Below are 14061 nucleotides of genomic sequence, written 5' to 3'. Positions count from 1 at the left end.
TCACCATCGATCCGGATTCAGTCCTCTTCTTTAGATAGCAAAAGTGAATAATAAAGAAGTACCACTGAACTAAAATTAAATACCAAAAGAAAAGAATCATTTACCAAGGCAGGTAATATTATGGATTCGTAACTATTCAGCACCCTTCATATAAATCTGGAATTTTCTGATTTTTCGACCATCATCTTATACTCAATTTTTCTAACAAATCTCCAGTATGGAACCAGACTTCCCAGCTACTCCGTTTACCGAAGCTCTCCTTAAAGAGAATGAAGAGCTTCGGACCGAGAATGCGCTTTTACGGGAACGTTGCAGCGAACTGGAAGAAAGGGTTAATAAAAACAGTCAAAACAGTAGTAAGCCACCATCGTCAGATGGTTATCAAAAGCCCAGTAAAAAAGGGAGTGATAAAGGTGATACATCTTCCAAAGAAGCCCCCTGCTCCTCACAGGAAACACCGAACCCCAAAAGCCTTAGACCATCTTCAGGCAATAAACCAGGTGGCCAGAAAGGTCATCAAGGCTCTTGTTTGAGACGTGTCGCCTTACCCGATTATGTCAGGCATCTGAAGGTTGAAAAATGTTGCTGTTGCCAGTCTTCGCTTATCGATATTAAACCCACCAAATACATTGAGCGACAGGTTTTTGATCCAGGTAGACCCGGAGAATTTGAAGTTACCGCGTACTGGGCAGACGTTAAAGTATGTCCTTGTGGTAAACGGAACACCGCTGAGTTTCCCCAAGGAGTGAAAGCCGCTGCTCAATACGGAGAAGTGACTCAGGCAATGGCTGTTCATTTAAACCAGTATCACTTCATCCCATATCACCGGGTGTCTGAGTATTTCAATACTATTTATTGCATGAGTGTCAGCGCAGGCTCTGTTGCCAATTTTGTTGCCTATACCCATGAGAACCTGGCCTCTACTGAGCAGAGTATCCGCGATGCTTTACAAGAAAGTCCGGTTGCAGGAGCGGATGAAACTGGCATGCGGGTTGACGGTTCACTGTGGTGGTTACACATTATGCGAGATGACCAATGGACGCTTTACTACCTCTCAGAAAGGCGAGGTTGTGAAGCAATGGATGCAATGGGCATCCTGCTGACTTTTGCAGGCATTCTGGTTCACGATCATTGGAAGTCCTACTTTGCCTATGCGGCAGTGCATGTGCTTTGTAATGCCCATCATCTGAGAGAGCTTCAGGGAGTTGTCGATAGGGATGCGAATAAGCTGGCTCTGCGGCTGATGAAATTGCTTACGCTCTCCTGGCACTTCTGCAAGAAATACAAAGCAGCCGGTCTGACTCAAATGCCTGGTGCAATACAGCTTCGCATTGAGACGATATACGACCAAATCCTTCAAAGGGCTCTCACGAAGGAAACCGCTTATATGGAAAAACAACGACAGGTGCTTGGACGTAAGAAGGTCAGGAATACCAAGGCCTACAACCTGTTCAAAAGGCTTATTGAGTTTAAGGTTGAAACGTTGCGCTTCATGTCGGACTTTTCAATTCCCTTCGATAACAATGGCAGTGAACGTGATGCCAGGATGGCCAAACTTAAGCAGAAGATCTCAGGCTGCTTCAGAAGCGAAGACGGAGGTACCATGTTTACCCGAATCCGAAGCTATTTATCATCTGCTAAAAAGCAGGGGTTGAACATATTTCAGGCGCTTCTTAAAGCGGTTCGAAATTACAACAATACGCCTTTGCTGGGTGCTGAATAGTTACCTTTGAATATACCGTTCAGGCAGGTGATGATACACCCGATCTTGACGTCCATAGCCCCAGTGCCCTCCAGCTGAATGGAGGATCTATAAAAGACCTGTCCGGAAATAATGCCGTTCTCATGGTTCCAGTGATGGAAACTCTGGTTGACTTTAATGCTGCAGACCTGATGAGCAAAGCGGCGCTCGAAACGGCCGGATGGAGTTTCTTTGATAATGATGAAATCAGAGAAGGCGACATTCGTGAAACAACCCTGACAGCCGTCGATACCCAGTCCTTTGATGACAATATGAAATACATCAGCCTTGATGGTGAAGGCTCCACAGCAGAGGCCTTTTTGATTCAGGACTACTTATCCGACGGAGCCTCGGATCTTCCTAACATGTATTACCAGTTTACCAGTGATGAACTGGAATCATTTAAGGAATCCGGCTTCCAGATATCCATGACTGTCATGAATTCTGGCAGCATGAATATATCACTGGGAGACCCTGCCGCTGCCAGTACCAATAACCGTTTTGCTTTTGAAGCAGGCATCCCCGATGACAATCAATTTCACGATTTGGTCATTACCGGTCATATCAACACCAGTAATGCACTGGTCATTGACAGCTATACCGTTGACGGCAGCAACGCTACCTACAATACGGTCAATGATGGCAGAAATTCAGCCTTTGATGATTTTACGCTCTCAGTGGGCGCCTACTCTTCAGCAGCCTCGGGTATCGATAAAAGCCTGCTGATTAAAACCATTGCGGTAAAACAATCAGATATTAATGCCCTTGTAGAAAAGGCTGATTTAAGAGTCGACGGTAACGCCCCTGAGGTTTCAATTACTGGGGTTACACTGTCCCCGGAAGGTTCTGATGATCTGGTATTAACCCTAAGTGGATCTGGTTTCAGCACATTGCTGGGTAGTGATGAAAATACCGACATATCGCTTCAGGGGAACGAACTGAACCGCTTTGACTGGGATAATCTCATTATCAAACTGAAACAGCCTGATGACAGCTTTGACAATATCAGACTGAATGCATCTGATGTTGGCTCGGTAAGGGTTCATAGCAATCAACTTGAGATCGTGATTGACGATGGCGTTGACACAATTCTTGGTAATAACGGCTTCAGCACTATTAATGGAGATGTAACGCTGACCATTAACCCGGGCTTTATTGGTGATCAGGCTGGCAACCGTTCATCCACCGATGCACTGACTGATGCCACTGTTGATGTTACAACCAGTGGCGCTATGGTCCTCAGTGTATCAGCGGATACCGAAGACGGCAGCTACAATGCCGGAGATGAGATAGTGATCCGCGCTCGCTTCAGCGAGAAAGTGACACTGCAAAACTATGATGAAAATAATGATCCTCTCTTGCTGCTTCTGAATGACCGTCAGCCTGATAGCGGTAACCCCTACGGTGGTAATGCCGTTTATGTATCGGGTAGTGGTACCCGTGAGTTTGTTTTCCGACATACGCTGTCAGCGGGTGAAAACATTGATGATCTGAATTACAGAGATAACCGCTCTTTAGGCTTTGCCTCTCAAGTCATACGTTCCAATGACGGTTTAATCCCAGAATTGTCGTCAGCAAGCGATCAAGGCTATGTAATAACGGCGAGTGGCGAGCATAATGCCAGCTATGCTGCATTCCGTGCATTTGACAGCACGGTGGCCGATCCCAGCACTAACGTAGGCTCCTGGGCTGTCAGTGGCTCTACAGCTTGGTTGCAAGTCCAGTTAACTAGCTCAACTGAGATCTGGAAATACTCACTCACTAACATTGAAAGTCAGAATAGAAGAGCACCTTCCAGCTGGACTCTGGAAGCCAGCAACGATGGCACTAACTTCGTCACTCTGGACACTCAAAACAATGTCAATGACTGGCAAAATCGAGAAACTAAAGAGTACTTTCTGGATACAGGGGCAGACTATCTTTACTACCGGATCAATATTACTGGAAATAACGGTGACACTTATACAGGTCTGGATGGCTTCCAACTCTATGAAGGCACTGGTACCTCATCGAGCCTCATCAATGGAGCAGGTGAAACCACCAAGTTAGGATATGACATTAATGGGTTAATCCCATTAATGTCATCCTCTTCCGAGCAGAATATTGCTGTCACTGCAAGCGGAGATGCTGGTACTGGCTTTGAACCCTACAGAGCTTTTGATTCAACGCCAGCCAATGCATCAGACAGCCAAGGCTCCTGGGGAGTTTCTGGAACTACAGGTTGGTTACAGGTAGAACTGGAAAGCCCAATTCAGATCCTGCAATACTCTCTAAAAGCTGTTGAAGCTCGTGTGGGTCGGGAGCCAAAGGCCTGGACTTTGCAGGGCAGTAACGATGGGGTTAACTTCGTAGCCCTAGATACCGAAACAGTGGTCAACAACTGGAGCAACCGAGAAAACAAGTTCTTTGAGGTAGATAATCCGGGAGAGTACCGTTTCTATCGCCTTAACATTACCGATAATAATGGTGACTCATTTACTGGGCTTGATGGTTTTCAGCTCTATGAAGGAGGGCTACCAAATCTAAACAGTAACCAGTCACTTGCTGGAAACAGCCAGATCGTAGTCGATACATCAGCCCCTGCAACAACAATCACCAGTGTTGCTTATGATGAAGACAATAATCAGTTATTGCTACAAGGGAGTAACTTTGACCAGCTATTGAACAACAGTGAGAGCGCTACTGCAGATATCACTGCCAGACTCGATTGGAGCAAACTGGTTATTGATATCGACAAGGATGATGGGGTAACCCAGAATGTGACTATCTCAGCCAGTGATATTAATTCAACACGTCTGGCTGGCTCGGACACTCTGACCATTCAGCTGACAGACAATAAAGCGTCAGAGCTTGAAAATGTTTTTGGGTACAAAGGTGCTGAAGACGGTATTGATATTCAGGCAGGGTTTCTGAGAGACCTCGCAGGAAATGAGAACACCGTGAGTACCTCCGACTTGACACTGGATTATTCTGACATCGCTGCACCAACCGTATTGCAGGTACGTCTGGAAGAATCTGGAAATTACAAACCGGGCGATGAAGTAGCTATTCTGGTTGAACTCAGTGAAGTCGTTAATATCAGTGGTGTTAACCTTGCAGATAATCAGACCAGACCCAGCCTTGCACTGGATAATGGTGCTACTGCTTTGTATGACAGCGGAGCAGGAAGCAATACCTTAAAGTTCATTTACACCGTTGGTAATAGTAACAGTGAAAACAGCAGCAACCTGAATTACAGCACCGCCAGTGCACTCTCCATTCCGTCAGGCACCATGATTTTTGATGCTGCAGGAAATTCACTGGTTACCACCCTGCCTGCCTTGAGCAGTAATGATGCCCTTGCTCAGACCAGTACAGGCACTATCGATGTGAATGCTCCAGATATCCAGCAAATCCGAAGTTTGACCGCGGATGGAGACTACAACGCCGGAAAAGTGATTCAAATAGAAATGACCATCAGTGAAGCCGTTAATGTAACCGGCTCCCCTGCCTTGAATCTGAATACAGGTGGTCAGGCAACCTATGCCAGTGGTTCCGGATCTGACAAGCTGGTGTTCAATTACACTATTCCTGTTGGCCATAATGTCTCTGACCTGGATGTTTCCAGTCTTTCACTGACAGGGGCAACTATACAGGATCTCTCAGGTAATGATCTGAATGCCGCCAGCCTTCCAACTGGAAGCAATGGTGCTTCACTGGCCAGTCAGGCAGATATCACTGTGGATACATCAGCTCCGAGCTTTTCAATCACCAACTTCTTCTTCTGGGCTGGCTATTTTGAGTTTGATTCCAGCCAGGTATGGCCCGGAAATCTGAGCGAGTCATTAACCAATACCTATGACATTGACTGGTCAAAACTGGCCATCAGTGGCACGGATGACTATGGCAATCCAACCAGTTATTTCTTCAATCAAAACGACATCGACTTTTTCAGCAAGCATGGCAACATTTCAACCCGGGCAACGCTTAAGTTAACAACAGAGGGGTATGAGCGCTTTCAAGACTGGGAAGGGTTCAGCTATTTTGCCAATTGGAATGGCGAACAATCATTCTCCCAAGATATGAACATCCGCATTGACCAGGGCTGGCTTATTGACTCAGCAGGTAATAACTCAACTCTGGAGCTTGCTGATCAGGATCTTAAGTTCAGCTTATACCGCAGAACGGACAGTGCCAATCTGGCTGAGTTGGATGCGATATCTTCAACCACTGCAAACGGTATCTACAAAGCCGGTGATGTCATCAATATAGCGGTCAGCTTTAATCAGAAAGTGATTGTGGATACATCAGGCGGTACTCCAACATTAACACTCAATAATGGCCAAACTGCCACTCTGGTTGAATCGGACGACACAAAAGCCCGGGTATTTAATTTCTCCTATACCATTCAGGCTGGAGACTCCGTTAATAGTCTGAATGTAACCACAATTAATACCAATGGTGGCCGTTTCTACGGCGATGGCGGTCCAAATAGTGGAACGGTTGATGTATCCAGTACGGCAATGAATGGGTTAAGCAGCGAAGCCATCATGGCTGGGTCTAAAGAGATCCACATTGACACCACTAACCCTGCATCAACTATTACGTCTGCACAATACGATCCTGATGCAGATGTTCTTATCCTCAATGGAACTGGCTTCAATGATATCCTCAGTGCCAACGCCTCTGCCGAGAGTACAGAGCTCAGGCTTATTCTTGACTGGAGCAAATTGAGTTATGACGTCAATGGATCTCTGGCCCTTAGTTTCACTAAAGATGATGTCCTTTCTGCAAAAGTGGTCAATAACACGCGGATCAGTATTGAACTGGCTGCTGCCAAAGGCGTTGATATCGAGAGTAACTCTGGAGGTGATTACAGTAATGATCAGATAGATATTGCTGCCGGATTTATCAAAGATCTGGCGGGCAATACTGCAACTACCGATGCTCTGGTTTCAGGTTCAGTGACTCAATCTGACCTGAGCGCTCCTAATCTCAGCTCTTCTCTGGTCTCTGGCAATGAACTGGTACTGGGCTTTTCTGAAGCAATTTCCGGAGTTCCCGCTAATACAGAGTTTGCGGTTAAAGTGGACGGTGTTGATCGGGTAATCACCAATATTACAGTCAGCGGCCAGGAAGCAAGCATTACTTTTGATGGGAGCCAAGTCGGCGGTGATGAGCAACTGTTATTTAGTTATACAGGCAATAGTCTTGGTGACAATGCAGGAAACACGATTGATACGATCAGTGATCGAGTAGCAGGCTTCAGTCATGAATCGGGGAACACCCTTAAAACACTGATTGGTGATGTCGGTGATGACTTCTTTGTCATCAATCACGATGATGTCACTGCTACCGGTGGTCGTGGTGCTGATACCTTTGATTTCAACATCAATGGTAACATTCAGAACTATGCTGACCTGATTATTACTGATTTCAACACGAATGAGGGCGACCTGTTGAAGCTGGACGACATACTGGTGGATGCTAGCGACAGCCTGGATCAGCACTTCCACTTTGTTGCCAGTGGCAGTGATACCATTATGGAGATTCGCCCGGAGGCCGATGGGGATGTCACCAAACGGGTCACCTTTAAAGATGTAGATCTGTTTACCTTGGGCAGTAATGATTCCGATATTCTTAACAACTTGATCAATAACAATAATCTTGATCATGGTGAATAAGTCATAGAAAACACGGACTCTCAGCATTCGTTTTTTAACCGAGTCGATTTCCCACACAACTGAACAAATCTTGACAGCAGTCATGAAAGATGAAATGTTGCTGTGTAATTTATTGCCAGATAAATGGCCAAAAAGAAACGACTAGAACAACAAGCCTGTAAACCTAATAGTTGAGAGCCTTCTCGGACTTCTGGAGGATATGCTCTCTCGAGAAATGGAGACGACGGATGTCTGAAGCGTCTGCTGAAAGCCTTAAAAAAACACCTTTATACAACCTTCATCTGGCTCAGGGCGCCAAAATGGTGCCTTTTGCCGGTTATGAGATGCCTGTGCAGTACCCATCCGGTGTCAAAACTGAGCACCTTCACACCCGAAATAAAGCCGGTGTTTTTGATGTTTCCCATATGGGGCAGTTGAGACTTTCTGGTGTTGGAGCAGACCGCTTTCTAGAGTCACTGGTGCCGGTTGATATTGTTGACCTTCCTGTTGGAAAGCAGCGTTACGCCCTGTTTACCAATGAAGCCGGCGGCATTCTCGATGACCTGATGGTCACTCGCTACGATGACTGCCTTTACCTGGTGGTCAATGCGGCCTGCAAAGAGCAGGATACTCAGCACCTGCAAGCCCATCTACCGGAAGGCGTGACACTTGAACGATTAAACGACCGTGCACTTATTGCCATTCAGGGCCCTATGGCAGCAGATGTCATGCAGAGACTGATTCCAGAGGTCGCGGATATGGTCTTTATGGACTCACGCCAGCTCTCCATTGATGGCGTTCCCTGCTTTATCAGTCGTTCTGGTTACACCGGGGAAGATGGTTTTGAAATATCTATCCCTGAGAGTGAGGCTGAACGTATCACCCGGCTGCTGCTCGATCATCCGGAAGTGGAGCTCATCGGCCTGGGCGCCAGAGATTCCCTTCGTCTGGAGTCAGGCCTCTGCCTCTATGGCCATGATATTGATGTGAATACAACGCCAGTTGAAGCAAGTCTGATATGGGCAATCAGCAAAAATCGTCGCCATGATGGTGAGCGTGCTGGTGGCTTCCCCGGGGCAGAGAACATTCTGAAGCAAATTGAAACCAAGCAGGTTGGAACCAAACGTATCGGTCTTATTGGAAGCAGCAGAGCACCGGTTCGTGAAGGCGCAGATCTGGTTGATGAGCAAGGACGGAGTATAGGGCGAGTAACCTCTGGAACCTTCGGACCTTCCGTTGAAGCTCCGGTTGCCATGGCTCTGATCAATGCCGATTATGCGACACTGGGTACAGAAGTATACGCCCTGGTCCGGGGTAAAAAGCTGCCAATGACGGTCAGTAAAATGCCGTTTATCGAGCAGCGCTATTACCGCGGCTAACATCGATTTCAACCTCAATTTCATATTGACTGCTGGCTGATATAGAGAAGCCAACAGTCTCCCTCTTTTTGTCAATCCATTAGGGACCTGCCGCTCTACCCACAGTGTTTATCAACTCATTACCATGTCCCTAAAGTCGTAACCGGAAAGCGTTGAGATTTTCCAACGATCACCAAGCCATGCTCTGTCTCTGAGCACCAACTATTGAAACATGTGAATTTAATAAAAAATCGTAACTATTCAGCACCCTTCATATAAATCTGGAATTTTCTGATTTTTCGACCATCATCTTATACTCAATTTTTCTAACAAATCTCCAGTATGGAACCAGACTTCCCAGCTACTCCGTTTACCGAAGCTCTCCTTAAAGAGAATGAAGAGCTTCGGACCGAGAATGCGCTTTTACGGGAACGTTGCAGCGAACTGGAAGAAAGGGTTAATAAAAACAGTCAAAACAGTAGTAAGCCACCATCGTCAGATGGTTATCAAAAGCCCAGTAAAAAAGGGAGTGATAAAGGTGATACATCTTCCAAAGAAGCCCCCTGCTCCTCACAGGAAACACCGAACCCCAAAAGCCTTAGACCATCTTCAGGCAATAAACCAGGTGGCCAGAAAGGTCATCAAGGCTCTTGTTTGAGACGTGTCGCCTTACCCGATTATGTCAGGCATCTGAAGGTTGAAAAATGTTGCTGTTGCCAGTCTTCGCTTATCGATATTAAACCCACCAAATACATTGAGCGACAGGTTTTTGATCCAGGTAGACCCGGAGAATTTGAAGTTACCGCGTACTGGGCAGACGTTAAAGTATGTCCTTGTGGTAAACGGAACACCGCTGAGTTTCCCCAAGGAGTGAAAGCCGCTGCTCAATACGGAGAAGTGACTCAGGCAATGGCTGTTCATTTAAACCAGTATCACTTCATCCCATATCACCGGGTGTCTGAGTATTTCAATACTATTTATTGCATGAGTGTCAGCGCAGGCTCTGTTGCCAATTTTGTTGCCTATACCCATGAGAACCTGGCCTCTACTGAGCAGAGTATCCGCGATGCTTTACAAGAAAGTCCGGTTGCAGGAGCGGATGAAACTGGCATGCGGGTTGACGGTTCACTGTGGTGGTTACACATTATGCGAGATGACCAATGGACGCTTTACTACCTCTCAGAAAGGCGAGGTTGTGAAGCAATGGATGCAATGGGCATCCTGCTGACTTTTGCAGGCATTCTGGTTCACGATCATTGGAAGTCCTACTTTGCCTATGCGGCAGTGCATGTGCTTTGTAATGCCCATCATCTGAGAGAGCTTCAGGGAGTTGTCGATAGGGATGCGAATAAGCTGGCTCTGCGGCTGATGAAATTGCTTACGCTCTCCTGGCACTTCTGCAAGAAATACAAAGCAGCCGGTCTGACTCAAATGCCTGGTGCAATACAGCTTCGCATTGAGACGATATACGACCAAATCCTTCAAAGGGCTCTCACGAAGGAAACCGCTTATATGGAAAAACAACGACAGGTGCTTGGACGTAAGAAGGTCAGGAATACCAAGGCCTACAACCTGTTCAAAAGGCTTATTGAGTTTAAGGTTGAAACGTTGCGCTTCATGTCGGACTTTTCAATTCCCTTCGATAACAATGGCAGTGAACGTGATGCCAGGATGGCCAAACTTAAGCAGAAGATCTCAGGCTGCTTCAGAAGCGAAGACGGAGGTACCATGTTTACCCGAATCCGAAGCTATTTATCATCTGCTAAAAAGCAGGGGTTGAACATATTTCAGGCGCTTCTTAAAGCGGTTCGAAATTACAACAATACGCCTTTGCTGGGTGCTGAATAGTTACAAAAAATCAATAAGATACGTCTTTTCCGGGATGGTAAGTTAATATTTATTTAGAAATAATGCATAATCAACCCGAACAGAATACATTGACCCGCTGTCAAACTTACTGACCGTGAGATGTACTGACAACGATAGATAATTACCGACATTTCCTGATTCTTTTATTAACCAGACAGGAAATTTGGATTTTTTGAATCATACTTTTGTGCATGGCTGAGTTTGAGGAGCCCAAGGCTTGTTATGAAGCAGTTTACAGCCGTTAAAAAGAGACAGACCAGCCTGCGTAACTGGTTAACTTTTATAATTCCATCCCTGGTTGGCCTGTTGCTATTTGTCACTCCAGTCAGCCTTAACGGTGAGTTTACTATCCCTGTTGCTCTTTTGGCCGGAGGTTTAAAAGCGCTTCTCAAAGAACAACTGACCGCAATCGTTACCCTCATTGTGAGCTTTACCGGATTGATGACCATCATCACCAAAGTATTTCAGCCACGTTTGATAATGACACGCCCGTTTCTATCATCCCTGTTTGATATTACGCCAATCTGGTGTCTGGTAAGAGTTGCGGGAATGATCTTTGTTCTTTTCAGCTTCTTCAAGGTTGGTCCAGAGGCTGTCTGGTCTGGTGCCACCGGTGGTATGGTCTTAAACGACCTGATGCCAACTCTGTTTTCAGTCTTTATCTTTGCGGGATTGTTACTGCCATTATTGATGAACTTTGGCTTGCTGGAACTATTGGGCACTCTGATGACACGCATCATGCGTCCCGTATTTAATCTTCCTGGCCGGTCTGCTATTGACTGTATAGCCTCATGGCTCGGTGATGGCAGCGTTGGCATCCTGATGACCAGCAAACAGTATGAAACGTCCTATTACACTCAGCGTGAAGCTGCAGTTATTGGTACCACATTCTCAGTGGTTTCAATTACTTTCTCGCTGGTCGTCATTGCCCAGGTTGGCCTGGATCATATGTTTACCCAGTTCTACCTGACGGTCTGCTTTGCCGGACTGGTAGCAGCATTCATTGTTCCAAAACTGCCTCCACTGTCCCGGAAAAAAAACGTTTTCATTTGTGGTAAGACCCGCAGTGATGATGATGAAATTATTCCCGAAGGTATCAGTGCTTTTGCATGGGGATTAGAGCAGGCATTGGAAAAAGCGGCAAAGATCACCAACCCAATGAAAGTGGTTCAGGATGGCGGTAAGAATGCCATTGATATGGTCTTTGGTGTGCTACCGGTGGTTATGGGGATCGGGACCATTGCTCTGATGATTGCAGAACACACGCCGCTCTTTCAGATTCTGGGAATGCCTTTTCTGCCATTGCTTGAGTGGTTGCAAATCCCTGAAGCCCAGACTGCATCCACAACCATGATGGTTGGCTTCACCGATATGTTTGTGCCTTCTATTCTGGCGGCATCCATTGATAATGATATGACCCGGTTTGTTATTGCCGCATTATCTCTGACCCAGCTGATTTATCTGTCTGAAGTCGGTGCTTTGCTACTGGGAAGCAAGATTCCGGTAACGCTCTTTGAGCTATTTATTATTTTTATTCTGAGAACGCTGGTCACACTGCCCGTGATCGCAGCCATTGCCCATCTTATCTTCTAACATAGAAAACGGAGCCTCAGGAATCTGGGGCCCGTACCCAAATTATTTAATCAGTTTGGCAATATCACGGAACTGTGGCGCTTCGGCAGACTTCATTAATTCAAACAATGCCATTTCAACGGTCGTCAGATCGGCCCCCAGCGCTGACATTTTATCAAGAGCTACCTCTTTATTTTGAATGGTTCTTGATGAAACTGCATCAACCAGAACCTCCACCTCATAGCCTCCTGCCAGAAGATCCATCGCCGTCTGGTACACACAAATATGAGTCTCTATTCCGGTTAACAACACCTGTCGACATCCCGTCTTTTCCAGTGCGGACATAAAATCAGGCTCACCACAGGCACTGAACGATGATTTTTTGACAGGACTGAAATCCAATAATTCCTTAGCCAGTTCAGGAATACTCGGCCCCAGCTTCTCAGGTATTTGTTCCAACCAGATAATTGGTAGATTGAGTAGTTTGGCTCCTTTCACCATGGTCACAATGTTATGAGACAGTTGTTCATGTTCATGCATCAGAGTGGCTAGTTTTCCCTGAACATCCACTACCACCAACACCGTACTTTCAAGATTCAGCATACTGATTCCCCCGAGACTAACCGTTAAATGCGAAAATATACGCAATAAGACCGTATACAACATGTTAACAAATGTTGTTTTACGAAAATTATTGATCCAGATCCATTTTCCAACCACGAACTACAGGTATATTTGAGACAGCCCTCATCAGGCTACCTCAAGCAGGGTCGCTTCAACAAATAAACATTACTAATGGAGTTTCAGCCGTGACCAGTGTGACCAACTTAAACGACACTAGAGTGGAAATGGACATCAGGGCAGCAGGACTGAAAGAAGCTATGGACCAGTTCCAGAAACTGCGGTTTCTTGCCCACAAGATTGAAACCGATCCTTGCAAAATCATCTGCGAAACCAGTCGAATTAACGACAGCACCCTGATTCATGCCCACTTTGATTTCTGTTGCGCCGTTGAAAAAATCATATTTCAAATGAACTGCCAGTTTAACAGTGAGTATAGCTTCCATTAATTTTCTTGATTATTCACACTGCAGAGCATGCTTAAATAAAGAGAATGGCTATTAATGAATAAGTCATTGAGCCGAAGCTACTTTAGTGCTGACAGCCAAGGATATTGAAGGAGAATAACCTTGGCATACTCTTTTATTACGGAAAATCTAATACAGAAGATATTGTTTATAGGGCTATCCGATAACATACGTGAGCAACTGAAATAATATCTATATATATCGTTTTGCCCTGATATATCGTCGCTTCCAATAATCATTTTTCATACTTGACCGGGTAACCCCCTTTGATGTGGAAGCGTGTATGAATTGATTAGAACCTGTATAAATACCCGCATGCAATTGCTTTACACCTGTTTGAAATATGACGATATCTCCGACTTTCAACTTATCTCTGCTTATAGCCCTACCTCTACTGGCTAGCCCTTCTGTTGTTTTCGGCAATACAATCCCAAAAGCTTTTCTATAAGCTGTATTAACAAAGCCTGAGCAGTCAATACCTCTTCGATCTCGCCCCCCATATCGATAGGGTGTACCTTTATACTCTGAAAAGACCTGATTAAGTTTTTTCAGGCTAAGGTCAGATAAAGAAGTATTTGATTTTAGGGTTTTAACGGGAGGCGAGCGAACCGGCTTATGACTTTGTGAACTGACACAGCCTATCAATAAAAGGGAAAATAGCGTGGCTATCTGTATACGCATAACACCGCACCATATGTAAATATACGCTATGACAACTCTGCTCATACGGCTTTACAATAAAAATGAAGTTAAGTTGGGAATGAACGGAAATGTATAGCTGGACAAAAAGC

The 14061-nt window shown here is 45.6% G+C and carries 8 protein-coding genes; 6 read left to right on the top strand and 2 right to left on the bottom strand.

Going from position 1 to position 14061, the window contains the following annotated elements:
• The first annotated feature begins 217 nt into the window (after positions 1-217).
• From tnpC (ACOCLE_RS05455) to ACOCLE_RS05435, 5 genes are all read left to right on the top strand, one after another.
• Positions 218-1723, top strand: a complete 1506-nt coding sequence (gene tnpC, locus ACOCLE_RS05455; RefSeq protein WP_419532963.1) for an IS66 family transposase — start codon at positions 218-220, stop codon at positions 1721-1723.
• A gap of 122 nt (positions 1724-1845) precedes the next feature.
• Positions 1846-7404, top strand: coding sequence for a discoidin domain-containing protein (locus ACOCLE_RS05450; protein ID WP_419535839.1), 5559 nt, complete (start codon positions 1846-1848; stop codon positions 7402-7404).
• 227 nt (positions 7405-7631) lie between these two features.
• A complete protein-coding gene (gene gcvT, locus ACOCLE_RS05445) occupies positions 7632-8762 on the top strand; it encodes a glycine cleavage system aminomethyltransferase GcvT (protein WP_419535838.1) in 1131 nt (376 codons plus the stop codon).
• A 321-nt stretch (positions 8763-9083) separates the two neighbouring features.
• The gene (gene tnpC, locus ACOCLE_RS05440) at positions 9084-10589 is read left to right on the top strand and encodes an IS66 family transposase (RefSeq protein WP_419532963.1); all 1506 of its coding nucleotides are present in this window, start codon (positions 9084-9086) and stop codon (positions 10587-10589) included.
• Between the two features lie 243 nt (positions 10590-10832).
• The gene (locus ACOCLE_RS05435) at positions 10833-12203 is read left to right on the top strand and encodes a YjiH family protein (RefSeq protein WP_419535837.1); all 1371 of its coding nucleotides are present in this window, start codon (positions 10833-10835) and stop codon (positions 12201-12203) included.
• 42 nt (positions 12204-12245) lie between these two features.
• Here the strand turns inward: ACOCLE_RS05435 and ACOCLE_RS05430 are convergent, their stop codons facing one another.
• Complete coding sequence (locus tag ACOCLE_RS05430) at positions 12246-12785, bottom strand: hydrolase (protein ID WP_419535836.1); 540 nt, start codon at positions 12783-12785, stop codon at positions 12246-12248.
• A 245-nt stretch (positions 12786-13030) separates the two neighbouring features.
• Between ACOCLE_RS05430 and ACOCLE_RS05425 the strand changes: the two genes are divergently transcribed.
• Positions 13031-13252, top strand: coding sequence for a DUF406 family protein (locus ACOCLE_RS05425; RefSeq protein WP_419537156.1), 222 nt, complete (start codon positions 13031-13033; stop codon positions 13250-13252).
• 210 nt (positions 13253-13462) lie between these two features.
• Here the strand turns inward: ACOCLE_RS05425 and ACOCLE_RS05420 are convergent, their stop codons facing one another.
• A complete protein-coding gene (locus ACOCLE_RS05420; protein ID WP_419535835.1) occupies positions 13463-13951 on the bottom strand; it encodes a C40 family peptidase in 489 nt (162 codons plus the stop codon).
• Between the last annotated feature and the right edge of the window lie 110 nt (positions 13952-14061).

The organism is Endozoicomonas sp., assembly GCF_965196975.1.
In the GTDB taxonomy this organism is placed as follows: domain Bacteria; phylum Pseudomonadota; class Gammaproteobacteria; order Pseudomonadales; family Endozoicomonadaceae; genus Endozoicomonas.
This window is presented reverse-complemented; position numbering and strand designations above follow the sequence as displayed.